At 38.5% G+C, this 25,201-nt stretch carries 20 protein-coding genes; 13 read left to right on the top strand and 7 right to left on the bottom strand.

Features of this window, described 5'->3' with window-relative positions; translation table 11 throughout:
* Window positions 1-35: 35 nt before the first annotated feature.
* Window positions 36-890: a VOC family protein gene (locus EL087_RS05900; RefSeq protein WP_126407438.1), complete on the top strand. Its 855-nt coding sequence runs from the start codon at window positions 36-38 to the stop codon at window positions 888-890.
* A 10-nt stretch (window positions 891-900) separates the two neighbouring features.
* On the top strand, window positions 901-1,332 hold the full coding sequence (locus tag EL087_RS05895) for a pyridoxamine 5'-phosphate oxidase family protein (RefSeq protein ID WP_126407436.1): 432 nt from the start codon (window positions 901-903) through the stop codon (window positions 1,330-1,332).
* Between the two features lie 121 nt (window positions 1,333-1,453).
* Here the strand turns inward: EL087_RS05895 and lysS are convergent, their stop codons facing one another.
* The 5 genes from lysS to EL087_RS05870 all read right to left on the bottom strand — a co-directional run bounded on the left by lysS (window position 1,454) and on the right by EL087_RS05870 (window position 5,965).
* Window positions 1,454-2,941: a lysine--tRNA ligase gene (gene lysS, locus EL087_RS05890; RefSeq protein WP_126407434.1), complete on the bottom strand. Its 1,488-nt coding sequence runs from the start codon at window positions 2,939-2,941 to the stop codon at window positions 1,454-1,456.
* 82 nt (window positions 2,942-3,023) lie between these two features.
* A complete protein-coding gene (locus tag EL087_RS05885) occupies window positions 3,024-3,665 on the bottom strand; it encodes a histidine phosphatase family protein (protein ID WP_126407432.1) in 642 nt (213 codons plus the stop codon).
* A gap of 12 nt (window positions 3,666-3,677) precedes the next feature.
* Complete coding sequence (locus EL087_RS05880) at window positions 3,678-4,160, bottom strand: aminoacyl-tRNA deacylase (protein WP_126407430.1); 483 nt, start codon at window positions 4,158-4,160, stop codon at window positions 3,678-3,680.
* Window positions 4,160-5,002, bottom strand: a complete 843-nt coding sequence (locus EL087_RS05875) for a DUF368 domain-containing protein (RefSeq protein WP_126407428.1) — start codon at window positions 5,000-5,002, stop codon at window positions 4,160-4,162. The genes EL087_RS05880 and EL087_RS05875 overlap by 1 nt, the downstream gene beginning before the upstream one ends.
* Before the next feature lie 126 nt (window positions 5,003-5,128).
* A complete protein-coding gene (locus tag EL087_RS05870; RefSeq protein ID WP_126407426.1) occupies window positions 5,129-5,965 on the bottom strand; it encodes a glycoside hydrolase family 25 protein in 837 nt (278 codons plus the stop codon).
* A gap of 280 nt (window positions 5,966-6,245) precedes the next feature.
* On the opposite strand from EL087_RS05870, the gene ftsW reads away from it, so the two are divergent.
* The 7 genes from ftsW (at window position 6,246) to EL087_RS05835 (ending at window position 17,610) form a co-directional block, all read left to right on the top strand.
* The gene (ftsW, locus tag EL087_RS05865; protein WP_126407424.1) at window positions 6,246-7,478 is read left to right on the top strand and encodes a cell division peptidoglycan polymerase FtsW; all 1,233 of its coding nucleotides are present in this window, start codon (window positions 6,246-6,248) and stop codon (window positions 7,476-7,478) included.
* 38 nt (window positions 7,479-7,516) lie between these two features.
* A complete protein-coding gene (gene ppc, locus EL087_RS05860) occupies window positions 7,517-10,216 on the top strand; it encodes a phosphoenolpyruvate carboxylase (protein WP_126407421.1) in 2,700 nt (899 codons plus the stop codon).
* A 125-nt stretch (window positions 10,217-10,341) separates the two neighbouring features.
* Complete coding sequence (locus tag EL087_RS05855; RefSeq protein ID WP_070671059.1) at window positions 10,342-10,812, top strand: RNA polymerase sigma factor; 471 nt, start codon at window positions 10,342-10,344, stop codon at window positions 10,810-10,812.
* Window positions 10,799-11,863, top strand: coding sequence for an anti sigma factor C-terminal domain-containing protein (locus EL087_RS05850; RefSeq protein WP_126407419.1), 1,065 nt, complete (start codon window positions 10,799-10,801; stop codon window positions 11,861-11,863). The genes EL087_RS05855 and EL087_RS05850 overlap by 14 nt, the downstream gene beginning before the upstream one ends.
* A 123-nt stretch (window positions 11,864-11,986) precedes the next feature.
* Window positions 11,987-13,183, top strand: coding sequence for an elongation factor Tu (gene tuf / locus EL087_RS05845; RefSeq protein ID WP_003023932.1), 1,197 nt, complete (start codon window positions 11,987-11,989; stop codon window positions 13,181-13,183).
* A gap of 156 nt (window positions 13,184-13,339) precedes the next feature.
* A complete protein-coding gene (tpiA, locus tag EL087_RS05840; RefSeq protein ID WP_003023935.1) occupies window positions 13,340-14,098 on the top strand; it encodes a triose-phosphate isomerase in 759 nt (252 codons plus the stop codon).
* Window positions 14,099-14,163: 65 nt separating this feature from the next.
* Window positions 14,164-17,610, top strand: coding sequence for a GBS Bsp-like repeat-containing protein (locus EL087_RS05835; RefSeq protein WP_126407417.1), 3,447 nt, complete (start codon window positions 14,164-14,166; stop codon window positions 17,608-17,610).
* A 198-nt stretch (window positions 17,611-17,808) separates the two neighbouring features.
* On the opposite strand, the gene mnmE is transcribed toward EL087_RS05835, so the two are convergent.
* A complete protein-coding gene (mnmE, locus tag EL087_RS05830) occupies window positions 17,809-19,182 on the bottom strand; it encodes a tRNA uridine-5-carboxymethylaminomethyl(34) synthesis GTPase MnmE (protein WP_126407415.1) in 1,374 nt (457 codons plus the stop codon).
* Between the two features lie 355 nt (window positions 19,183-19,537).
* Between mnmE and rpiA the strand changes: the two genes are divergently transcribed.
* The 4 genes from rpiA (at window position 19,538) to EL087_RS05810 (ending at window position 22,868) form a co-directional block, all read left to right on the top strand.
* The gene (gene rpiA, locus EL087_RS05825; RefSeq protein ID WP_059220878.1) at window positions 19,538-20,227 is read left to right on the top strand and encodes a ribose-5-phosphate isomerase RpiA; all 690 of its coding nucleotides are present in this window, start codon (window positions 19,538-19,540) and stop codon (window positions 20,225-20,227) included.
* Between the two features lie 182 nt (window positions 20,228-20,409).
* Window positions 20,410-21,219 carry a purine-nucleoside phosphorylase gene (locus EL087_RS05820; protein ID WP_126407413.1) on the top strand — a complete coding sequence of 270 codons (810 nt, stop codon included), beginning with the start codon at window positions 20,410-20,412 and terminating at the stop codon, window positions 21,217-21,219.
* A gap of 183 nt (window positions 21,220-21,402) precedes the next feature.
* Entirely contained in the window at window positions 21,403-22,113 is a 711-nt protein-coding gene (deoD, locus tag EL087_RS05815) for a purine-nucleoside phosphorylase (RefSeq protein ID WP_049534371.1), read from the top strand.
* On the top strand, window positions 22,113-22,868 hold the full coding sequence (locus tag EL087_RS05810) for a hypothetical protein (RefSeq protein WP_126407411.1): 756 nt from the start codon (window positions 22,113-22,115) through the stop codon (window positions 22,866-22,868). The genes deoD and EL087_RS05810 overlap by 1 nt, the downstream gene beginning before the upstream one ends.
* Window positions 22,869-22,926: 58 nt before the next feature.
* On the opposite strand, the gene EL087_RS05805 is transcribed toward EL087_RS05810, so the two are convergent.
* Window positions 22,927-25,095: an LTA synthase family protein gene (locus EL087_RS05805; protein ID WP_390614111.1), complete on the bottom strand. Its 2,169-nt coding sequence runs from the start codon at window positions 25,093-25,095 to the stop codon at window positions 22,927-22,929.
* Between the last annotated feature and the right edge of the window lie 106 nt (window positions 25,096-25,201).

The following is a 25,201-nucleotide window of genomic DNA, read 5'->3' as shown; positions in this document are numbered from 1 at the left end:
GATGAAGTGCTCTGTACTCATTTGGGAGGAATATAATGAATTATCCATATAAAAGTCATATTTATTTAGCTGAAGTTGTACTCAATGTTCAAAATCTTGAACGACAAACAACTTTTTATCATCAGATACTAGGTCTGGAAATTTTGCTCCAGACAGAACAAGAAGTCATTCTTGGTTGTGGCGAAAAAGCTTTAGTACATTTGAGGGAAGTTCAAGATAAAACTCCGATTCGTCAGCTTTACGGTCTTTATCACATGGCGCTTCTCTTGCCTTCTCGTCAGGACTTGGCTGATATTCTAAAACATTTGCTAGAATATCAGATTCCTTTGGTAGGAGGAGCAGATCATGGTTACAGTGAAGCTATTTATCTGGAAGATTTAGAAGGAAATGGCATCGAACTTTATTGGGACAAGCCAATGTCCGAGTGGGATATTCGTGAAGATGGTCGGATTATCGGAGTGACCGAAGAGCTGGATGCTCAAGCCATTTATGAACTGGGTCGGGAGCTAGAGCCTTTCACGATCGCTGCAGGAACTCGCATGGGTCATATTCACCTGTCGGTGAACAATAGCAGGTCTGCTAGTCAATTTTATCAAGCAGTTTTGGGCTTATCTGAAAAATTTAGTCTTCCTTCAGCCAGTTGGCTTGCTTCTGGTGTTTATCATCACCATTTAGCCGTTAATGAATGGGGAGGACCTAATTTAGAACAGCGTCAACCTGACCAGCTGGGTCTGGCCTATTTTACCGCAGAAGTAACTGATAAGGAGCAATTGATTGCTATCCATGAACAAGCTCAAACTAAGGGCGGAAGATGTGAGTGGTTGTCTTCGTCAGAACTCCTTGTTACCGACCAAAATGGGATTGCTTTTTTGGTGCGCAAGGTCAAGTAGGAGGAATATAATGGATTACCTTAAAACTTTGGTTCAAGAGATTCACTCGGTTGTGATGGCAACAGTTGATGAGGCAGGAAATCCTCATACTTCTGTTATGGATATGATGCTTGAAGATGGACAGACTGTTTATTTCTTGACAGCCTCCTTTAAGTCATTGTTTAAACGTTTGAAAGATGATGGACGTGCGTCGGTGACTGGTATGACGCAGGGGAATGGTACCAGGGAGCGCAAGTCCATTACTTTGACAGGCCAGGTAGAGCATATAGGCAAAGAAAAGCTGGAGGACCTTCTTGCAGCGAAACCCTACATGTATGACATTTATCCAACAGAAGAAGGGCGTTCCTTTCTAGAAGTCTTTCGTTTTAAGCATGCAAAGGGAGAATTTTATGATTTAACCCAACTGCCCCCTTTTCAAGATAATTTTGAAATTAAACTGTAAAAGAAAAAACACAGCAATCCTGTTTCTCATTTTAAGAGAGGCAAGCTCGTTGTGTTTCTTTTATTTTTTAACGTCTATTTGACAGCTAGCGGTTCGAGAAGGGTCGCTCGTTTTTGTTGATTTATTTCATTGTAGGGAACAGTAATACATCACGGATAGAAGTGACATCTGTCAACAGCATAATCAAACGGTCGATTCCAATTCCGAGACCTCCAGTTGGTGGCATGCCGTATTCAAGAGCTTCTACGTAATCGTAGTCAATGCCAGTTGCTTCGTCATCTCCGAGTTCCTTAGCTTTGGCTTGTGCTTCAAAACGCGATAATTGGTCGATTGGGTCGTTCAACTCTGTAAAGGCATTGGCAAATTCGCGCCCAACGATAAAGAGTTCAAAGCGGTCGGTAAAGCGTGGATCATTTGCATTTTTCTTAGCTAGTGGAGATACTTCTACCGGATGACCATAGATAAATGTAGGCTGAATTAAGGTATCTTCAACGAAGTCTTCAAAGAAAGCATTGATAATGTGACCAACCGTAAAGTGTTTTTCAACTGTTACATGATGTTCTTTAGCCAGCTCAGTCGCTTCTTCGAGAGTTATATCTTTCCAGAAATCAATGCCAGTTTGTTCTTTAATAGCTTCTAGCATATGCTTGCGTGCAAATTTGCGACCGATAAAGATTTCAGTACCTTGATAAGGGACACTTTCAGCATCTGTGACAGCTTTCACCGCACTTTGGATAATTCCTTCCGTCAAGTCCATGATATCTTCAAAGTCTGCGTAAGCCTGATAAGCCTCGATTGTAGTGAACTCAGGATTATGAGTAGCGTCCATTCCTTCATTACGGAAAATGCGTCCCATTTCATAGACACGCTCCATACCACCGACAATTAGGCGTTTTAAGTGCAATTCGGTTGCGATACGAAGTACCATGTCAATATTTTGTGCATTGTGATGGGTGATAAACGGACGAGCAGCAGCACCACCAGCTTCGTTATGTAGCACAGGCGTTTCAACCTCAAGGAATCCTTGATTGTCAAGATAACGGCGGATTTCAGAAACGATGCGGCTACGAGTCACGAAACGCTCAAAGCTTTCACGATTGGAAATCAAATCCAAATACCGTTTACGATAAATCGTTTCAACGTCTGTCAGTCCGTGGAATTTTTCTGGCAATGGACGAAGTGCTTTAGAGAGGTGTGTAATGTGAGTTGCTTTAAGCGAAAGCTCTCCCATATCTGTACGCATAACCTCACCTTCAATACCAAGGAAGTCACCAATATCTGCTTTTTTGAAAATTTGATAATTCTCTTCGCCGACAGTATCTTTTCTGACGTAGATTTGAATTTGACCTTCGCGATCTTGGATATGAGCAAAACCGACTTTTCCTTTACCACGCTTGGTCATAAGGCGGCCAGCAATTGTAGCAGTTTCAGCTAATTCATGTAGCTCTTCTTTTGTTTTATCACTATATTTTTCTTTTAATTGGGCAGAATCTGCGGTACGTTCAAAACGTTTACCAAATGGGTCAATACCTTGTTCTGCTAAAGCGGTCATTTTTTCACGACGAATCAGTTGCTGGTCATTTAATTCTTCAATATGTTCAGTAGTCATATTCTTCCTCCTAAAGTTTACCTTCCTCATTCTATCATAAATAAGGCAGAAATTCACCTATAAATAAAGAAAAACCGTGATTTTATACGCTCACAGTTTCAATTGTTTCTAAGTGGTCAAGATTGTTCCAATCAAGAAGTGTAAAATGTTCAAAATCTTGTGTTTCAAGAATGGTGACACTTCCATTGGCAAGGCCTCCCTGCTGACGCAGTTGAGCAAAGTCATACCCTAATAACAAGCGTAAAGAAGCCGTTAAATTCGCTCCATGACCAACAAAAAGAAGATTCTCATAAGAAGGCCTATTTTGTGATTTGATGAAGTCTATTGTACGTCGTGTAGTATTATAGACCGATTCTGCACCAAAAATAGAGTTGTTGAATTTTGCCAAATTATGACGAAAAGCTTGCATCTGATGAGGATAGATGGCGGTAATTGTAGAGATTTTCTGTCCTTCTAGGGAGCCAAGTTGCCATTCGCGTAGCTCTGTATGTGGTTCAACAACTGATGAATATTGATTTTCACTACAGATAATCTGTGCAGTTACCATTGCGCGTGGTAAATCACTTGAAAAAATCTTGTCAAATTTAATGTGAGCCATGTGTTTTCCAAGCAAGTGCAATTCTTCAATAGAAGTCTCAAGCAGCGGTGAATCACCATTGGCTCCTTGAAAGCGTCCTTCTAAATTCCATTGAGTTTTTCCGTGTCGAACGAAGTAGAGTTTCATACAGTTCCCTTTCTATTTTGAATCCTCTTTTATGTCTGCAAAGGTTGCCTCGACAAAATTTGCTAATTCCTTTGCGTTTATTTCAATACTGTGTCCTAATTCTCCAGCTGAGACAATAATAGTCTCGCGTGTTAAAGCTGAATTGTCAATGTAAATAGGAAAGTGGTGTTTTTGCCGAATGCCGACAGGATTATTTGCGCCATGGATATAACCCGTTGTTTTTTCCAACTCCTTTTGCGGAATCATGCTGACTTTTTTGTTGCCAGATATTTTAGCTAGTTTTTTTTCTGCAAGGTGTTTTGTTATGGGCACAATTCCAATGACTGTTCCTGTTTTATCACCTGTTAGAGCCAATGTTTTGTAAATCTGTGAGCGCTCTATTCCTTTGGGCAATTGTCCTTCTAAAGCATTGATTTGAAGGCCTTTGTGAGGGATTTTTGATTTTGTCAAAATTTGTTCTACAAGAGTTTTCTTAATTTTTGTTTTTTTAGCCATTATTTATACTTTTCCTCCAATTGGCTCATCCAAGCGCCCAGCCAAGTTCCTAATCCAAAGAAGAACGCAGCAGTAACGAAGGTGATGATAGAAGTATTAGCATAATGAATACTTTCGCTATTTCCAGGGTTTGGTACCAAGATGAGAACAGTACTAGATAAGACAATCCCAATGATAAAATGGTACACTTGAGAATGATAATTTTCCAAAGCATAATTCATGGATTTTGAAAAAATCACAAGTGCGAGGAGACCGCCAATTCCGATTGGTAAAAAGGTCCCCAAAATATCTAAAGATTTAAAACCGATTAGCATCGGGGAATACAGTCCCAAAATCAAGAGCAAATTTGAAGGACTTAAACCTGGAACGAGAATTCCCAGTGCGATAAGGGCACCAGCTAAAATAAAAGTCAAGAAATTTGCAGGTAACGTTCCAACGAAACTATTGAGGAAATAAAGGCAAATCCCAGAAATGAAAAAAGTGGCTACGAACCAAATAACATCAGTTCGGTCGCGATCAGATTCTCTGATAGATTCCTTTAGCAAGCTTGGAATCGTACCGATAATCGCTCCTGCAAATCCCCATAAAACAATGATTTTATAATGCTCTAAGAGATATTCAACTGGCAGGGAAAATAGTGCAATCCCTAAAACCATTCCAATACCAACAGGTAAAAAATAAAGTACATTTTCACGAAAATTCTCTTTTATATGCGCTAAAAAATAAATCATCCGCTCGTAAATCCCCGAAATAGTGGCTAAAACTCCACCAGATACCCCAGGGAGAATAAATCCTAGCGCGATGACAATTCCCTTAAAAATTCTGATTAACCAAGAAATCATTCATTACTCCCTAAACTTTTCTTTGTTAGTCATTATAACATATTTAGAAACAAGAAAGTAGTGATAACTGGACGAGAAGAAAAGAAAAACTCTGCAAAGTTTTCGATTCAAACTATTACAGAGTTATTATTTTCCATTACCAAATAATTTTTTAAATGTTTTTGTCTGATTTTTTAAAGGAGATAGCTGATTAAGATCGACATCATGTGCAAAACCACCAATTGAGCCTTGTGATGTGTATTGATGTAAATCGTATTTTAAGTCTGTCTTAGGGGCAGCGTTGTAATAACCGTCATTATAGCCGTAAGTTGGAATCCAAATAGCTGTGAATTTCTTAGTTGAGATACTGTGTTCTTCAAGGAAATAGGTTCCGACATAAATCCCGATGTTCTTAGCACCCAATGATGCTAACTTAGCGCGAAAAGCTTCGACACCAGCATTCATGTCATCCATAGTTTTTTCTTCAACATCTAGCCAGTAGTAGGTAGGTTTGTATTTTGAAGCGGCTTTATAAAAACTTTCGGCAGCTTTTTGCATTTCTTTCTTGTTGCTACCTGCCACATAAGCATAGACAGCGACAGGAATATTTCGTTTTTGAAATTCTTCTATGTGGCGTTGATAGGATTTATCAATTCCGTTTAAGTGTGTAGCTGCATTTTCTTTTTTTGCTTGTGCTCCGCTATGCACGCGTATAATGGCGCCAGAAACATTTTTTGCTAGTACGTCATAGTTAATATCACTTGGCAATTGCCAGCCGGACAAGTCAATGATTGGTTTATAGGCTTTGGCTGCATCATCGGAATCTGAAGTATCAGTTGACTGAGAAGCAGCTGATGTTTGTGTAATAGCGTCCTTTTGCTGTTTAGTTTCCTTGTTTTCTGAATAATGCTTCGCTCCTAAAATAATCGCAATGAAGCTAACAAAGAAAACAAAGACAACAAGCGGTTTAATCCTCTTTCTCATATAATTTCATTTTAACGTAAAGTCAGATAAAAAGCAAAATAAACTAGTAGAAAATAAGTATTTGTCATCAAATTGAAATATTAAAGAAAGCGGTTTATTGGACATAATGGTGAAGAATGCTTATAAATCCTATTCATAAACTCAGCTTATTGTTCTTTTTTTAGTTAAAGTTTAGCCTAGATACTGCAAGGATTTAAAAAATACCGTTCGTCAAATACTTTTTTTTTACCCTAAAAAGTGGTATAATGTTCGGTGAAAATTTAATAATATTAGGTGAACTATGAAAATTGATAAACGCCACCTGCTGAATTATTCCATTTTGATTCCTTATTTGATTTTATCTATTTTGGGATTGATAGTTGTTTATTCAACGTCAAGTGCCACTTTAGTACAGGTAGGAGCAAATTCGCTCAGATCTGTTTTAAATCAAGGAATTTTCTGGGTAATCAGCTTACTTGCCATTGCTTTAATTTACAAAATAAAGTTAGATTTCTTAAAAGACAATCGACTGATTGTCATTGTTATTTTTGTGGAAATCTTGCTTTTAATTTTATCTCGCTTCCTTGGTGCCCGAATCAATGGTGCACATGGTTGGTTACGATTTGGTCCGATTAGTCTCCAGCCGGCTGAGTATTTAAAAATTATTCTGATTTGGTTTTTAGCACAGCGGTTTTCTCATCAACAAGATGAAATCGCAACGTATGATTATCAGGCTTTAACACGAAATCAATTGATTCCGCGTGCACTGAACGATTGGCGAATCCTGGTCGTGGTGCTCATTGGGATTGTGGCAGTGCTGCCTGACTTGGGGAATGCGACCATTCTTTTGCTGACGACCTTAATCATGGTAACGGTTAGTGGGATTGGTTATCGCTGGTTTTCAACTCTTCTTGGGATATTGGTCACTCTTTCCACAGCGGTTTTAGCAGGCATCTGGTTGATTGGTGTGGAAAAAGTTGCTCAGGTTCCTGTGTTTGGCTATGTAGCAAAACGATTTAGTGCCTTTTTTAATCCCTTTAAAGATTTATCAGGCGCAGGTCACCAGCTAGCTAATTCCTATTATGCCATGAGCAATGGCGGTTGGTTTGGCTTAGGATTAGGAAATTCTATCGAAAAACGTGGTTATTTGCCAGAAGCACAGACAGACTTCGTCTTTTCCATTGTTATTGAAGAATTTGGATTTATCGGTGCCAGCTTGATTTTAGCCCTCTTATTTTTCCTTATTTTGCGGATTATTCTTGTGGGAATTCGAGCGAAAGATCCATTTAATTCTATGATGGCTCTTGGTGTCGGTGGAATGCTACTGACACAGACATTTGTCAATATTGGAGGAATTTCCGGTTTGATTCCTTCGACGGGTGTCACCTTCCCCTTCTTATCACAAGGTGGAAATAGTTTGTTGGTATTATCCGTAGCGATTGCTTTTGTGTTAAACATTGATGCCAATGAAAAACGAGAAAGTTTGTATAGAGAAATCGAAGAAACCAATCACGGTTTAAGAATTATTCGCTAACGTTAGATTAAGCAAAAGCTTATTGAAAGGTGTAGATTATGTCACTTCAAAAATTAGAAAATTACAACAATAAAGAAGTTATCAAAGAAGAAGTTACGATTCTGACGGACTTATTAGAAGAAGTTACAAAAAATATGCTGAGTCCTGAAACCTTTGAAAAAATCATTGCTTTAAAAGAATTAGCAGCAGTTGGAAATTATGAAGGGTTAAATGAGATTGTTCAAAGTCTATCGAACAAGGAAATGTCCTATATTTCTCGTTATTTTTCAATCCTGCCTCTTTTAATCAATATTTCAGAAGATGTGGATTTGGCTTTTGAGATTAACTATCAAAATAATGTGGGTCAAGATTATCTTGGGAAATTATCCACAACGATTGATTTGGTTGCTGAAAAGGAAAACGCTGCTGAAATTTTGGAGCATTTGAATGTGGTCCCTGTTTTAACAGCTCATCCAACTCAAGTGCAACGAACGACTATGCTGGATTTGACCAATCATATTCACGTTTTGTTGCGTAAATACCGCGATGTGCGAATGGGCTTGCTCAATGAGCAAAAATGGCACAATAATCTTCGTCGGTATATCGAAATTATCATGCGGACAGATATGATTCGTGAGAAGAAATTAAAAGTGACCAATGAAATCACCAATGTGATGGAATACTACAATAGCTCTTTCTTGCAGGCGGTGACTAATTTAACAGAAGAATACAAGCGCCTAGCCAAAAAACATGGAATTGACTTAAAAAATCCAACCCCTATTACAATGGGAATGTGGATTGGTGGCGACCGAGATGGAAATCCTTATGTTACAGCTGAAACATTGAAAAAATCCGCTTTGACCCAATGTGAAGTGATTATGAACTATTACGATACGAAAGTTGCTAATTTGTACCGTGAATTTTCTTTGTCAACAGGTATCGTAAAAGTTAGTGAAGCGGTGCAGGAAATGGCTTATCTGTCAGAAGATAATTCTATTTACCGCGAAAAAGAATTATATCGTCGAGCCTTTTACTATATTCGAACAAAACTGAAAAATACAAAGACTTACTTTATTAGCCAAATCAAAACAGAGCCACATTACCACAAAATTGAAGAATTTAAACATGATTTACTAGCTATCAAGCAGTCTCTTCTTGAAAATAAAGGCGAAGCAATGATTTCTGGTGAGTTTACTGAGTTGCTTCAAGCAGTGGAAGTATTCGGTTTTTACCTTGCTTCCATTGATATGCGACAAGATTCTAGTGTTCATGAAGCCTGCGTTGCGGAGTTATTAGCGAGCGCAGGAATTGTGGAGCATTATAGCGAGCTTTCTGAAGACGAAAAATGTCACGTTCTGCTAAATGAACTTCTCTATGATCCGCGGATTCTTTCTGCTACACATGCTAAAAAATCTGCCCTTTTGCAAAAAGAATTAGAGATTTTTCAAACGGCTCGTGAGTTGAAAGATAAGCTAGGAGATGCTGTCATTAAGCAAACCATTATTTCTCATGCTACGAGCGTGTCTGACCTTTTAGAGTTGGCTGTTATGCACAAGGAAGTTGGTCTCATTGATAAAGAATTTGCGCGTGTACAGATTGTGCCACTCTTTGAAACCATTGAAGACTTGGATAATTCCTATGACACGATGAAGAAATACTTATCTCTTCCAATTGCCCAGAAATGGATTGCCTCTAATAACAATTATCAAGAAATCATGTTGGGCTATTCGGACAGCAATAAAGACGGTGGCTACTTATCATCCTGCTGGACTCTTTATAAAGCTCAACAGCAACTGACCGCTATCGGAGATGAATTTGGTGTGAAAATCACCTTCTTCCACGGTCGTGGTGGAACGGTTGGTCGTGGTGGCGGACCTACTTATGAGGCCATTACCTCTCAGCCTCTCCGCAGTATCAATGATCGGATTCGCCTGACAGAGCAAGGAGAAGTCATTGGCAATAAATACGGAAATAAAGACGCAGCGTATTACAATTTAGAAATGCTAGTGTCGGCAACGATTAACCGTATGATTACTAAGAAAAAAAGTGATACCAACACGTCTAACCGCTACGAGCGCATTATGGATCAGATAGTGGAACGAAGCTATCAAATTTATCGTGATTTGGTTTTTGGCAATGAGCATTTTTATGATTATTTCTTTGAATCAAGCCCGATCAAAGCTATTTCCAGCTTTAATATTGGTTCGCGACCGGCTGCGCGTAAAACCATTACTGAAATCGGTGGCTTGCGTGCCATTCCGTGGGTCTTTTCATGGTCACAAAGTCGGGTGATGTTCCCTGGTTGGTATGGTGTTGGATCCAGCTTTAAAGAATTTATTGATGAAAATCCAGAAGAAAATCTAGCTTTTTTGAGAGAGATGTATAAAAATTGGCCTTTCTTCCAATCGCTTTTGTCCAATGTAGACATGGTGTTATCAAAGTCGAATATGAATATCGCCTTTGAATATGCTCAATTGTGTGAAGATAAAGAAGTACAAGAAATTTATTATACAATTTTGGATGAGTGGCAATTAACCAAGAATGTTATTCTTGCCATTGAAGATTATGACGACCTGTTAGAAGAAAATCCCTACTTGCGAGACAGTTTAGACTACCGCATGCGTTACTTTAACATTTTGAATTATATTCAGCTAGAACTCATCAAGCGCCAACGCCGTGGAGAATTATCCTCGGATGAAGAACGATTGATTCATATCACAATCAACGGAATTGCGACAGGACTGAGAAACTCAGGCTGATGAAGAATAAAAAAATCGGAATAGTCCGATTTTTTTATATCTTTGTAACCAAAAACGCTTTCAATTCGTTATACTAGTGAAGGAAGGGGGATGAGAATATCAAACTAGATGATTATGAAAAAGTCTTGATTACCTTTGCGAAAGAAATCGTCTATTATCTGCAAGGCTCAGGCGTTCCAAAAGAGCAAGCAGAAGATGTTGTTCAGGATGTTTTTATCAAAATGCTAGAGTCTGATTTTGTCATCCCTGCTCAAAAAATGCGAGCTTGGATGTATCGTGTGTCTATTCGCCGTTATATTGACAAATACCGGCGTGATAAGCATTATATGGAAATCCTGCGACGAGATTTTTTTACAAAGGAAAATCAATTGATTGTTGAAGGAGCAGATTATGACTTTCTCATGGAGGAGGTAGAAAAGTTGCCAACACAGGATAAAATCATGTTGGATCTTTATTATTTTCAAGGATTTTCAACAGGTGAAATAGCAGAAGTGCTCCATTATTCTAAGAGCAAAGTCAAGGTTCAGCTCATGCGCAGTCGAAAGAAACTTCGACAGGTTTTGGAAAAGAAAGGATATCATCATGGAAACATTTGAAATCGTTGCGAAGAAAAACAAAAAGAGAAATATCAAGCGGATTATCCTCTGGTCAACAACAGTAGTGGTAGTATTTTTTGGAATATATATTGCTGCTCGTATGATTACAGGAAAACTCATCAGCGACCAAGCTTGGAAGGTGGTCAATGAGGTACAATTAGTTGAAAGCGTCGCCTTTCCTAATATTGAAACGTATACATGGTCTGCTAATGGTGGGGATATGTTCCACGGTGGTATTAAAGGTAGACAAGCCAAAGATATTTATGGGATTCCACTAGACTATGGTGAATACAAGACAGATTTTGGAATTTTTAATATCGATCGAGGAACTCTTTTTCATGCAAATTCTGGCAGATATACAGAATCCGGGGCAACTATTCAAATAGAAAACAATCAAAAAGTGCCACAATTCTACAATAAAAAAGCTAAAGAAGAGAAAGGAGAACCTGTCCATGAACCAACCCAAGAATTTCCTTATATCAAAGAAATGAAAAATCAACTGGTAGAAGTGGCTCTGACCTTTGATAAACCATATAGTTTAAAAGAAATTCGGGCAATGATACCTAAGAACCTCAAGACCAATTGGTATTGGATTGGTACAAATTCAACAAGCGATCCAAGCTGGTGGCAACCAAGCAATCTATACGGCACGAGTCCAGATTATCTAACGAAAAAAGAATATGTTCACAAAAAGGAAGCAGAAGAAGCTATTAAAAATCTCAAAGAAGGAGAGAAACTGAATGACAGACTTTCCGAAATGAAGGATGTAGATGGATTCTTGGCTAATCTGAAGAAATATATTAAAAGTGGATTTGGAAAAAGTAGCTACAATAATGCAACTCCGTCAGATGACATTAAAACCTACTTGAAAAAATTTGGTAAGCTAGACTTGTCTAAGAAAGAAGACCTAGAAAAATTAGAATTCTCAGGCGTTATCCTAACAGGAAAAGCTGAAAATTTTGCACAGCTGGAAGGTAAGGAGTGGATTTATGCATCAAGCATTGGAGCTTCTATACCAAATCAACCATACTACAAGTTGGACAAAGAATAAATTGATAAAAAAGGCGTAAAATGCTTGCAATTTGAAGAAAATTTGATAAAATAGTAAGGAAAGTTAGACTGTATTGCCTACTGTCTATCTATAAAATATATTTTATTGGAGGCTTTTACTCAAATGGCAAAAGAAAAATACGATCGTAGTAAACCACACGTTAACATCGGTACAATCGGACACGTTGACCATGGTAAAACTACCCTAACTGCAGCTATCACAACTGTACTTGCACGTCGTCTTCCAAGTTCAGTTAACCAACCAAAAGATTACTCATCTATTGATGCTGCTCCAGAAGAACGCGAACGCGGAATCACTATCAACACTGCACACGTTGAATACGAAACTGCTAAACGTCACTATGCTCACATCGATGCTCCAGGACACGCGGACTACGTTAAAAACATGATCACTGGTGCTGCTCAAATGGACGGAGCTATCCTTGTAGTAGCTTCAACTGACGGACCAATGCCTCAAACTCGTGAACACATCCTTCTTTCACGCCAAGTAGGTGTTAAATACCTTATCGTCTTCATGAATAAAGTTGACTTGGTTGACGATGAAGAATTGCTTGAATTGGTTGAAATGGAAATCCGTGACCTTCTTTCAGAATACGATTTCCCAGGTGATGAAATCCCAGTTATCCAAGGTTCAGCTCTTAAAGCTCTTGAAGGTGATGAAAAATATGAAGACATCATCATGGAATTGATGGATACTGTTGATGAATACATTCCAGAACCAGAACGTGACACTGACAAACCATTGCTTCTTCCAGTAGAAGATGTATTCTCAATTACTGGACGTGGTACTGTTGCTTCAGGACGTATCGACCGTGGTACTGTTAAAGTCAACGACGAAGTTGAAATCGTTGGTATCCGTGACGAAATCCAAAAAGCAGTTGTTACTGGTGTTGAAATGTTCCGTAAACAATTGGACGAAGGTCTTGCTGGAGATAACGTAGGGGTTCTTCTTCGTGGTATCCAACGTGACGAAATTGAACGTGGACAAGTTCTTGCTAAACCAGGTTCAATTCATCCACACACTAAATTCAAAGGTGAAGTTTACATCCTTACTAAAGAAGAAGGTGGACGTCATACTCCATTCTTCAACAACTACCGTCCTCAATTCTACTTCCGTACTACAGACGTTACAGGTTCAATCGAACTTCCTGCAGGTACTGAAATGGTAATGCCTGGTGATAACGTAACAATCGACGTTGAATTGATCCACCCAATTGCCGTAGAACAAGGAACTACATTCTCTATCCGTGAAGGTGGACGTACTGTAGGTTCAGGTATGGTTACAGAAATCGAAGCTTAATTCAATTAAGTTCCCAGATGAACAATTAAAGTCAGACAAATGAGCTCCGCTGTTGCGGGGCTTTCTTTTTTATGATTTCATTCGACTCAGTCTTTATTTCTCTATTAAATTATGGTAAAATAATAGATGTAAATAAAAAAAGAAGAGGTATGTGAAATGTCACGTAAACCATTTATTGCTGGTAACTGGAAAATGAATAAAAATCCAGAAGAAGCTAAAGCTTTTGTAGAAGCAGTTGCAAGTAAACTTCCTTCATCTGATCTTGTTGAAGCAGGTATCGCAGCTCCTGCGCTTGATTTGACGACAGTTCTTGCTGCAGCAAAAGGTTCAAATCTTAAAGTTGCTGCACAAAATACTTATTTTGAAGATGCTGGTGCATTTACTGGTGAAAATAGTCCCAAAGTTCTTTCTGAAATGGGTCTTGATTATGTTGTAATTGGTCACTCTGAACGTCGTGACTATTTCCATGAAACAGACGAAGATATCAACAAGAAAGCTCATGCTATCTTCCGCAACGGTCTTCTTCCAATCATCTGCTGTGGTGAATCTCTTGAAACTTACGAAGCTGGTAAAGCAGTGGAATTTGTAGGTGCTCAAGTATCTGCAGCCCTTAAAGGATTGACAGCAGAACAAGTGTCTTCTCTTGTCATTGCTTACGAACCAATCTGGGCTATCGGTACTGGTAAATCAGCTACTCAAGACGATGCTCAAAAAATGTGTAAAGCAGTTCGTGATGTTGTAGCAGCTGACTTTGGTCAAGAAGTGGCTGACAAAGTACGTGTACAATACGGCGGCTCAGTAAAACCGAACAATGTAGCTGAATACATGGCATGTCCGGATGTTGACGGTGCCCTTGTTGGTGGAGCATCACTTGAAGCAGAAAGTTTCCTTGCATTGTTGGACTTTGTAAAATAATTCTTAAAAGAAATAGTTAGCTTGCCATATTTTATGGCAGGCTTATTTTAAAATGGAGAAATAAAATGAAAAAGAAAAGTTTATTTTATTTAGCAAGCACAGCTATTTTAATTGCAGCTAGTTCACATCAGGTTTTTGCTGATGAACCTGTAAAAACTTCTACGCCACAGCCGACAGTAGAAGTCAATAAACAAGAAGCTCATTCTTCAGTTGAACTCCAAACAAAAGAAGTAACTCAAACTGCTCCAATAAATCAAACAACTTCATCTTCTTCATCTAAAAATGAAGCAACTGCTTCATCAACCGCTTCAACTGAAGCTAAAGTTTTAGAAGAACAAAATGTTGTAAAAGAAAATTCGACAACTACAACTGAGACTAAAAAAGACAACAAGTCAACTTTTTTTGCTGCACAGAATAATCAAGCAACAGCTAGAAGTAATCCTGATGCACAAGTGAAAAAATCAACTTTTGTGGATGTCAGCAGTCATAATGGACATATCAGCAAAGAGGATTATCAACATTTAGCTGAAAAAGGGGTAAATGGGGTTGTTGTCAAATTAACAGAAGGAACGAGTTATAAAAATCCTTATGCGGCTTCTCAAACACAGAATGCACAAGCGGCAGGTATGCAAGTGTCGGCTTATGCTTTTTCTCATTATACTAATGAAGCAGAAGCAAGAGCAGAAGCGCGCTATTTTGCAGAGGAAGCAAGACGATTGAACCTTCCTTCCTCAACTGTTATGGTAAATGATATTGAAGATTCTGATATGCGTCCGAATATCAATGCAACTACTCAAGCTTGGGCAGATGAAATGCGGCGTATGGGTTTTTCAAATTTGATGTACTATACAAGTGCAAGTTGGCTTGATCGAAATAATCTCAGAACGAAAGGACCAATCCAAACAGAGCAATTTGGCTTGGAGAATTTCTGGGTAGCACAATATCCAACTTCAAAATTAAGTGCAGATGATGCGAAAACACTGAAATATAATAGTGAAGCAGGTGCTTGGCAGTTTACTTCGCAAGCTGAACTACTACTTGGTCGTCATGTTTTTGACCAAAGCGTGGATTATACTGGACGATTTACGAATAAGGCAACTCCAAGCAATCGTGCTGTAAATCAGCCAATAAAGGGAAAAATCACGGTTCAAAACAAGAATCCTAACACGGGAACCTTTGATGTGATTGTGTCGGACGTTTCTGCTCCTTACGGCGTTCGTGAAGTGAAAGTACCGACCTGGTCTAATGTCAATGGTCAAGATGACATTATTTGGTATACAGCTGCTAAACAGGCTGATGGAACTTATAAAGTAACAGTAAGGGCAGTAGATCACAAATTTTCTACAGGACTCTATCACATTCACCTTTATTACATCCAAAATAATGGGAGGTTGGTTGGCGTAGGTGGAACAACTACCGAGCTTTCATTTGGACGACCTCAAGGGAAAGTGACCATTGCTAATAATAATCCAGACACAGGAACTTTTGATGTCCTTATTTCCAATGTTTCCAGTCCTTATGGCGTTCGTGAAGTGAAAGTTCCAACTTGGTCCAGCATCGGTGGTCAAGATGATATTATCTGGTATACTGCTAAGAAACAAGCCAATGGAACTTACAAAGTAACAGTTAAAGCGACTGATCATAAAAAATCAACTGGAGAGTATAATATTCATGTATATTATATCCAAGAAAATAATCAGTTGGTAGGAGTAACAGGGACAACGACAACAGTTTCGATTGCGCATCCTAAAGGTACTTTGACTATCACAAATAACAATCCAGACGCAGGAACTTTTGATGTGATTGTCTCAGGCGTTTCCAGTCCAGATGGTGTTCGTGAAGTGAAATTACCGACCTGGTCTAATGTAGATGGTCAAGATGATATTATCTGGTATACCGCTAAAAAACAAGCTGATGGAACGTATAAGATAACTGTCAAGGTAAGTGATCACAAATATTCAACAGGTCTATATAATGTTCATCTGTATTATATCCAAGACAATGGCAAAATCGTTGGAGTAGCAGGAACGCAAGTAATTGTATCTTTAGCAAGAGCAAAAGGCAATATTACAATTGCGAATAATAATCCTAACACAGGAACCTTTGATGTGATTGTTTCAGGTGTTTCTAGCCCTTACGGCGTTCGTGAAGTGAAATTACCGACCTGGTCTAATGTCAATGGTCAGGACGATATTATCTGGTACACTGCCACTAGACAGGCCAATGGAACTTACAAAACAACTGTCAAAGCGAGTGACCATAAAAGAAGCACAGGTTTGTACCATATTCATCTTTACTACATCCAAGGAAATGGTAAAATCGTTGGGATTGGTGGCACAACGACAGAAGTTTCAATTGCACGTCCAAAAGGTACATTAACAATTCAAAATAAAGATGCCAATAAAGGGACTTTTGAAGTAATTGTTTCCAACGTTTCTAATCCAGATGGTGTTCGTGAAGTGAAATTACCGACCTGGTCTAATGTCAATGGTCAGGACGATATTATCTGGTACACTGCCACTAGACAGACCAATGGAACTTATAAGGCATTCATTAAAGCAAGTGATCATAAGAATTCAACCGGTTTGTACTATATTCATTTGTACTATGTTCAAAACAATGGAACATTAATTGGAGTAGGCGGTACATCAACCAATGTGACAATTTCTGCGGAAAACCTTAAACCAACTGGAAAAATCACGATTCAAAATAATAATCCTAAAACAGGAACATTTGACGTGGTAGTGTCTAATGTTTCCAGCCCTAATGGTGTTCGTGAAGTGAAACTACCAACTTGGTCTAGTGTAAATGGTCAAGATGACATCATTTGGTATACTGCTGCAAAACGAGCTGATGGTACCTATAAGATAACTGTCAAAGCGAGTGACCATAAGAACTCAACCGGCGAATACAATGTTCATTTGTATTACATTCAAAACAATGGTAAGCTGGTTGGAGTAGGCGGTACAACAGTACAAGTTTCTAAAACGTCTTATCCGACACCATATTATTCTCAACGTGATAGTCGTTGGGCAGGACGAACTTATGGTGGCTATACGTTTGCTGCAACAGGCTGCGTTCCAACGACAGTCGCTATGGCAATTTCTGGTATTACAGGACAGACTGTCTTGCCAACGACTGTGGCCGATTATCTCTATCATTCTACGAATGAATTTAATAAGAGAAGTTACGGAACAACGAGCCACGGAATTGTATTAGCAGCACGGCATTGGGGTCTAAAAACAGAGACTTTAGGGTCAACTGCAGCTGTGCGAGAAGCACTTGCTATGGGACACCATGTGCTTGGTGCAGTAGGAACCAGTGTATTTGCAAATTATCCTGTTACACATGAACTGGTCATGAAAGGCTATAACAACGGAATGACTTATGTAATGGATCCGTATAATGCTAATAATAATGGCTATTATTCAGTAGATTATTTATTTAGAGTACGGAGTTTGGATCCAACTGACAATACAGAAGGTTCTCCGTTCATGACAATTAGATTGTAATGTTGTGTCTGCTCTGTGAGAACGAAGTTTCTGCCATTTTATCGGTTTAGTAATGAAAGGCTGAAACTACGAACTAAACAAAAATTTTTAGTTCTGTCTTATTCTCTTTTTGATGAGAAGTAAAAAGCTCTATGATTTCTAAGGTTATTCCTATAGGAATCATAGAGCTTACTTGTTTTTGTTCGAATTTGTTTACTATTATTTTCCTAAGCAAAATTGGCTGAAAAGTTGGCTAATGAGTTCATCAGGAGCGGCGTCACCTGTGATTTCACCAAGGATTTCCCATGTTCGGGTGAGATCCACTTGCACTAAGTCAACAGGCATTCCTAAATCCAGTCCCTCATTGACAGCGTGGAGACTTTCGACAGCTTTTTCAATCAGAGAAATATGGCGAGCGTTAGAGAGATAAGTAGCATCTTGTTCTACAATACCTGCATTTTCAAAGAAAAGTTGGTTGATTCGTTCTTCGATTTTATCAATATTTTGATTTTGGAGAACAGAAATCTTGATAAAGTCATCGGGAAGCTGGTCAACTTCAATCTTTTCTTCTAAGTCGGTTTTATTGAGCAGCAAGATACGATTGGTGTCTTGACTGATTTCTAACAGTTTGCGGTCTTGTTCTGTCAATGGCTCGCTTGCATTTAGCACAAGAAGCACAAGGTCAGCGTCTTGGAGCGCTTTTTTAGAACGTTCTACTCCGATTTGTTCGACAATATCATCTGTATCACGAATACCCGCAGTATCAATCAACTTGAGTGGCACTCCGTTGATGTTGACATATTCTTCAATGACATCGCGAGTGGTTCCAGCAATGTCCGTTACAATAGCCTTATCTTCACGGAGCAAGTTGTTAAGGAGACTAGATTTTCCAACATTAGGGCGACCAATAATAGCAGTCGAAATTCCTTCGCGTAGAATCTTACCGCGACGAGCTGTTTTTAAAAGTTGAGTCAGCAGTTTTTCAAATTCAGCAGTTTTTTCACGCAACAGTTTGGTAGTCATTTCCTCAACGTCATCATATTCTGGATAGTCAATATTGACCTCGACTTGAGCCAGTGTGTTAAGAATTTCCTGACGTGTGTTGTTGATGGGGTCGGACAGAGAACCGTCCAGTTGCTTGACGGCGATATTCATGGCTTTGTCCGTTTTTGCCCGAATAATGTCCATGATAGCCTCTGCTTGCGTCAAATCCACACGTCCATTGAGAAAGGCGCGCTTGGTAAATTCACCAGGTTCTGCCATTCTGGCACCTTCGCGAATAGCTAATTGGAGGATTTCGTTGGTCACAGCAATCCCTCCGTGGGTGTTAATCTCAATCACGTCTTCACGTGTGAAGGTTTTCGGAGAACGCATAGCTCCAATCATAACTTCATCTAAAATTTCGTTTTTTTCTGGGTCAATAATATGCCCATAATTTAGTGTGTGACTGGCAACCGTACTTAAATCTTTTCCTTTGAAGATTTTTTGAGCAATGGCAAAGCTATTCGTCCCGCTCAGTCTAACAATGCCGATAGCCCCTTCACCAAGAGGAGTGGAAATGGCAGCAATCGTATCAAATTCTTTGGTTATCATCAATTTAATCCTTATAATGTGTTTATGCAATCTATATTCATTGTAACGCAAAACAAGGTTAGTCGCAAGGTTTTTACATGCTATTTTTGTTCAAATAAGTTCATCATCTCTCTTTAATACAATAAAATAAATTTTAAGAAAGGTTCAATCATCATTCGCTTATTCGTTTGATATATCAAATTATGACGGAGAAAATTTGGAATTTTTGGTGTCTTATAATCAAGAAAAATAGAATATTCGGATTTTAGAATGTTTGTAAAAAAGGGATCATTTAAAAAGAAAGTGGTTTCATTTTTGGGGTGCTAAAGTTGGCAAATCATGGTATACTAGAAGCAGATTGAATAAAGGAGCAAAAATGGAAAACCTCAAAAAAATGGCAGGAATCAAAGCTGCAGAATATGTGAAAGACGGTATGGTAGTTGGTTTAGGAACGGGTTCGACTGCCTATTATTTTGTGGAAGAAGTTGGACGGCGTATCAAGGAAGAAGGACTGAAAATAACAGCAGTTACAACTTCAAGCACAACGAGTGAACAAGCTCGGCGTTTAGATATTCCTTTGAAATCAATTGATGAAGTAGATGAAGTAGACGTGACCGTTGACGGAGCTGATGAGGTGGATACTGACTTCAACGGTATCAAAGGCGGTGGCGGCGCTCTGCTTATGGAAAAAGTTGTCGCAACTCCAACCAAAACCTACATTTGGGTAGTTGATGAAAGTAAAATGGTTGGTAAACTAGGTGCTTTCAAATTACCGGTAGAAGTCGTACAATACGGAGCAGAACAGCTTTTCCGTCGTTTTGAACATGCAGGCTATAAACCGTCATTTCGTGAAAAAAATGGGAAGCGCTATGTCACGGATATGCAGAATTTCATTATCGATCTTGACTTAGGCGTGATTGAAAATCCAGTCGAATTTGGGCAAAAGCTAGATCATGTAGTCGGTGTGGTAGAACATGGACTCTTTAATCAAATGGTGGATATGGTCATTGTTGCTGGAAGAAACGGCGTGCAAATTTTAAAATCAACCAAATCAAAAGGAGAATAGAATTTTATGTCACATGTTATTATATTTATGTCATTGTCATGGATTCGGTCCGAATTAGTATTGCACTAAATGCTGTTCAAAAAGAACAAGAAAGATTAGAATATGCTCTTGAGAGTGGGATGTAATTGTGTCATTCAGCATTTTTCGAGTGAAAATTAAAAAAGATATAAAAGGATAAAGATATGAATTTAATGGATAGAATTAACGAAACAGCACAGTTTTTAAAAGATAAAGGAATTACTGCACCAGAATTTGGTTTGATTCTCGGTTCTGGTTTGGGAGAATTAGCTGGTGAGATTGAAAATGCTGTCAGCATTGACTATGCAGGCATTCCAAATTGGGGTCGCTCAACAGTGGTGGGGCATGCTGGTAAATTGGTTTATGGCGACTTAGCAGGTCGGAAAGTACTGGCTTTGCAAGGACGTTTCCATTTTTACGAAGGCAATCCAATGGAAGTAGTGACTTTCCCTGTCCGTGTAATGAAAGCGCTAGGCTGTGAAGGTGTCATTGTTACCAATGCCGCTGGAGGGATTGGATATGGTCCAGGGACGTTAATGGCTATTTCAGACCATATCAATTTGACGGGGCAGAATCCTTTGATTGGAGCGAATTTGGATGAATTTGGTCCACGCTTCCCAGATATGTCTGATGCTTATACAAAAGCTTACCGTGAAAAAGCCCACACCGTAGCAGAAAAATTAGGCATTGAATTGAAAGAAGGAGTTTATCTGGGTGTGACGGGACCAACGTATGAAACACCAGCAGAAATCCGTGCTTTCCAAACATTAGGTGCAAGTGCTGTTGGTATGTCAACTGTTCCGGAAGTAATTGTGGCAGCGCACTCAGGTTTGAAAGTATTGGGAATTTCAGCTATTACAAACTTTGCAGCTGGTTTTCAAAGCGAGCTAAACCACGAAGAAGTCGTAGAAGTGACAGAACGTATCAAGGAAAACTTTAAAGGACTTGTAAAAGCAATCCTTGCAGAACTATAAAAAACATAAATGTAAAAAGAGTCGAAGATTGAGCTTACAATCACATCTCTTTCTGAACTCAACTAAAAACGAAAGGAATAAAATCCGTACGCAATCCTTTCTGAGATGAATAAGCTCCTAAGAAAAGTTTTTTAGCGCTTGTACTTTTCAGTTTAGGTTTTTGACGGACTTGGTATCTTACTTATGTCAATCCATATTGCAGCAAAACAAGGCGAAATTGCCGATAAAATTTTACTACCTGGAGACCCACTCCGTGCCAAATTTATTGCTGAAAACTTCTTAGAGGACGCTATATGCTTCAATGAAGTTCGCAACATGTTTGGCTATACAGGAACTTATAAGGGGCATCGTGTTAGTGTTATGGGAACTGGAATGGGAATTCCGTCTATTTCTATCTATGCGCATGAGTTGATTGTTAACTACGGCGTGAAACGTTTAATTCGTGTAGGAACGGCTGGTTCGTTGAATAAAGACGTTCATGTACGTGAATTGGTATTAGCGCAAGCAGCAGCGACAAATTCAAATATCATTCGTAATGATTGGCCTCAATATGACTTTCCACAAATTGCAAGTTTTCGTCTTTTAGATAAGGCTTATCACCTTGCCAAGGATTTTGGTATGACTACGCACGTTGGAAGTGTCTTATCATCAGATGTTTTCTACTCAAACTATGGTGAAAAAAATATTGAACTTGGTAAAATGGGAGTTCTGGCTGTGGAAATGGAAGCGGCAGCTCTTTACTATCTAGCGGCTCAATATAATGTCGAAGCACTTGGCATTATGACTATTTCAGATAGCTTGGTTAATCTTGACGAAGATACAACAGCAGAAGAACGTCAAACGACTTTCACAGATATGATGAAAGTCGGCTTAGAAACGATTATTTCAGAGTGATGCTTGGAAATTTAGATATAAAAGAAGAAATAGTGTATGCTATTTCTCGCTATGATTATGCTCATGCCTATAAATTGGCTCAAAGACTGAACGATGCAGAATCAAAGCTAGTTGAACTTTTGTATATCATGGCAGAGCGGAGAGAGTTAAATATTCGCCCTGCTATGGAATATCAGTTGAAAATTAGAAATGATTTTCAACTTTTTTGTCATGAGTCTGAGGAAGATGAGCAATTAGCAAATTATCTCTATGATTTAGAAGCAAAACTGAAGAATGAACAAGTGATTGATTTTATTCGTGCTGTTAGTCCAGCTATTTATCGGATTTTTATGCGTTTAATCAAGCTGGAAATTCCTGATATTGAATCCTACATTCATAATTCCAGAGAAGCGAGTTACGATCGTTGGAATTTTGAAAAGATGAAAAATACAGATCATCCTATTTTGAGTACTTTCCATGCTGAAAGTCCAGTTCATTCTTCTAGTCTGGCTAGCTTGATTTTACTGTTGGATTTACCAGAGCAAGTTAAAATCATGGTCAAAGAACTACGAAAGTTGGAGAAATCCGTTCGGAACCCATTAGCGCATTTAATTAAACATTTTGACGAAGAAGAATTGCATTCCACTACAGGTTTTTCTTCTCAATTTTTTATGGAAATATTGATTTTGTTGGCGAAGGCAACAGGCATTACTTATGACGAGGAGCAATTCTTCTTTGATCAAGTCAATCAAGTCATCAAAACATTGATAGATTGAGTGCTTTCTTTCATTATAAAATCCCATACAGTTCATTTTACTTGTATGGGATTTTTGGTTATTTAGAAGAAGAGCTGGATTCTTCTGTTGATGAGGAAGAACCGCTACTTGTTGATTCAAATTGTTCAGGGTGAAGAGCACGATAGCTTGGGGAATTAAACAGATCAACAGTTGAATTACCACCTCGTTTGCTATAAAGACTTGTAGATTCATCACCTTTTTTCTTTTCAATAGATAATAATGATTTAAGTGAGTTGGTATAAGAATAGTTCTTAGGATTCACTTTCCCTAAATCATTTCCAGTATAGAAGCGAAGCAAGTCTCCGGTTTGAATCAGGTCACTCATTTTCAACTGCTCATTAGTTGTGTTGCGGATTTTTTCCAATTCTGCCTTAGTTGTTTCATCTGGATTGGTAATTTCTTCTCCTGTTTCTGTGTAGTAAGTACGTCCACTATAGCTAGTATACTTAGGAGTTACGAAATAGTTTGATGAACGGAAGGCAACGGTTTGTTGATGTTTAGATGATAACAAATCTTGACCGACTTGCAAGTATTGTTTAGAGTCTATACCGAGCAAATGTTCCAGAGTAGGTAAAAGGTCAACTTGCCCGCCATAGGTATTAATGACTTTTCCTTTTGTCATACCAGGAATAACAACCATATAAGGAACTCTTTGGAGCATGGCATTGTCGTAGCTAGACCAAGTTTCAGAGTTTTTGCCTAGTAGTGGTGCCAGCGAAGGATTCCGTGAATTAGAGATACCGTAGTGATCACCATAAAGAACGATGATTGAATTCTCATAAAGACCAGACGCTTTTAAGTAGTCAAAGAATGATTTAACGGCAGAATCTAGATAATTGGCCGTTGCAAAATAACCATTGATTGTTTCATCCTTAGTCGAAGCAAGTGGGAAACCAGTCTCGTCTCCAATCAAGCTAGTTGTATAGGGATAGTGATTAGAAACGGTGATATATTTTGCATAAAATGGTTGTTGCAAATGTTCAAGATATTTAATAGAATCTTTGAACATAATCTTATCATTCAAGCCATATTGGAATGAATTTGTTTTGTCTTGCTTAGAGAAGTAAGAAGAATCGAAGAAATAGTTATATCCCCATTGTTTGTAGGTGGTATTTCGATTCCAGAAACTACCAGCATTTCCGTGGAAAACGGCACTAGAATTATATCCATTTTTTGAGAGAATATACGGAGCAGCTTGCTGCGTGTTTGTTCCACCATAGTTTACCATAAAGGACCCCTGATTGAGACCAAATAAACCAGTTTCTAGCATGGTTTCTGCATCAGATGTTTTTCCGGCTTTTACTTGATTAAAGATATTAGAAAAAGCAAAAGTTGAGTTGGAATGATATAGTGAGTTGAGGAAAGGTGTTACTTCGTATTCTTTGCCATCAGACTTTAATTTATAATCAATCAGGAATTGTTGGAAACTTTCTAAATGAAGATAGATGACATTTCTACCTTTAGCAATTCCGTAATACTCTTTATTTGGCTCGGCATAGTGTGACTTGACGTATTCTTCAACTGGTTTCAAATCTTCAGCACTTGCTTTGGAGCGTTCTTTGTTGGCGCTATATGTCTGATTAGCACTATAGCCAAGAAAAGCTGGCAAGCCTAAAGCGCGGACAACATAATAATTAGAGAAGCCGCGTGTCAATAACTCTGGACGGTCAACTTCTGCTAAAAAGAGATTGGCTGAAAAAAGCATACTGGACAGAGCAGTAATTGCAAAGCTAGCTCGCTTGTTGAATGGCCGATCGTCTAAACGGATCCATTTTTTATAAAAAAGAAAACCTAAGATTGGAAAATCAATGATGTAAATAAAATCTCCAGGTCGGAATAATTCAAGCGCAGCCTCTCCTAGACCAGCTGAGACACTACTTGAAGCGAGCATGGTATTTACAGTAACAAAATCACTAAACTCGCGATAATAGATAGAGTTTGAAATGAGCCAGACAAATAATAAAATGTAAAGCGCAACTGCTAGAATATAGAAAACTTTGGTGCGCTTAATATAAAGTGCTAGTCCAATCAACAGTAATCCCAATGGAAGGGGATTGAGAATCGCAAGAAAGACTTGATAGGCACCCTGAATATCAAGATTAAAGTCAACAGAATAAGCCCACATGGTTTTCAGCCAATAAAGGGTCAGTAAGGTCAAGACAAAACCTAGTCTTGTACTCATGAAGTTGAGTATCTTCCTAGTCATAGTTTTCACAAATATATACTTCCTTGTCTTATTTCCTAAAATTTTCACTACTAAGTATAACATATTTTTGATTTAAGTTGGTAATTTAAAATGTTGCATTTTCTTT

It is taken from the genome of Streptococcus milleri (assembly GCF_900636525.1).
Classification (GTDB): domain Bacteria; phylum Bacillota; class Bacilli; order Lactobacillales; family Streptococcaceae; genus Streptococcus; species Streptococcus hominis.
This window is presented reverse-complemented; position numbering and strand designations above follow the sequence as displayed.